Origin of the sequence: Sinomonas sp. G460-2 (assembly GCF_047759905.1) — a bacterium.
GTDB lineage: Bacteria > Actinomycetota > Actinomycetes > Actinomycetales > Micrococcaceae > Sinomonas.
Window position 1 is genome coordinate 1 of the sequence record NZ_JBKZWT010000565.1, and the last position, 1,079, is coordinate 1,079.

At 71.4% G+C, this 1,079-nt stretch carries 1 protein-coding gene and 1 pseudogene; both read right to left on the bottom strand.

Annotated features, from left to right (window positions below; genetic code table 11):
• A partial coding sequence (locus tag ACLN58_RS22480) for an Rv2578c family radical SAM protein (protein ID WP_415857421.1) occupies positions 1-911 on the bottom strand: 911 nt, incomplete at its 3' end.
• Positions 880-1,079, bottom strand: a pseudogene (locus ACLN58_RS22485) (hypothetical protein); the annotation flags it as partial. The gene ACLN58_RS22480 and the pseudogene ACLN58_RS22485, both read right to left, overlap by 32 nt.

A 1,079-nucleotide genomic window follows, 5' to 3' on the forward strand; every position in this document is an offset into this window, starting at 1 on the left:
GCGATGCGCCGGCCCAGCCACGCGCGGTAGTCCTTCGGGGCGTACGCGCCCTGCCCGTAGAGGCGCCGATAGCGGCCCACGAGCTCCGGGTGGTCGCGCGCGAGCCACTGCATGAACCATTCCTTCGTCCCGGGCCGCAGGTGGAGCGCCCCCGCGGTGACGCCGCTCGCGCCGGCCGACGCGAGCGCACCGAAGAGCGCGTCGAGCTGCTCCTCGCCGTCGGTGAGCCACGGCAGGATCGGCATGGCCATGACACCGCACGGCATCCCGGCATCGCGCAGCTTGGCGATGAGGGCGAGCCGCGCCGACGGCGTGGGCGTCCCGGGCTCGACGACCGCCTGGAGCTCGGGGTCGAGCATCGCGAGCGATACCCCCGCGCCGACGGGGACCTGAGCTGCCGCCGACTTCAGGAGCGGAAGGTCGCGGGCGAGCAGAGTCCCCTTCGTGAGGATCGAGAACGGCGTCCCCGAATCGGCGAGGGCCCGGATGATGCCGGGCATGAGGGCGTAGCGGCCCTCGGCACGCTGGTACGGGTCCGTGTTCGTGCCGAGGGCCACGTGCTCGCGCCGCCACGAGGGCCGCGCGAGCTCTGCCCTCAGGACTTCGGCGACGTTGACCTTGACCACCAGCTGCCGGTCGAAGTCGAGGCCCGCGTCGAGGTCCAGGTAGGTGTGGGTGCCGCGTGCGAAGCAGTACACGCACGCGTGGCTGCACCCCCGGTAGGGATTGATCGTCCATCGGAAAGGCATGGAGGACGCCGGTGGCACCTTGTTGAGCGCCGATCTCGCGGCGACCTCATGGAAGGTGATTCCCTGGAACTCCGGCGTCCGGACGGCGCGCAGGAGCCCCGCGAGCGGGATGAGGGGTGGACCCTCGGCTTCAGCTTGCGCCGTCTGCGTGTTCCATCGCATGTCCACTATTCGAATACATGTTCGAAGCGCTGTCAAGGCGCCACACGACCGTGACGGTCGCGCGCACCTCGGCCTCTCCGGCCTCGACGGGGAGGCTCTCGGCCGGCGCCGCGAGGGCGGCCCGCATGAGTGGGACCGGCGGTCCGGGAAGGGACGATGCGGACGCGT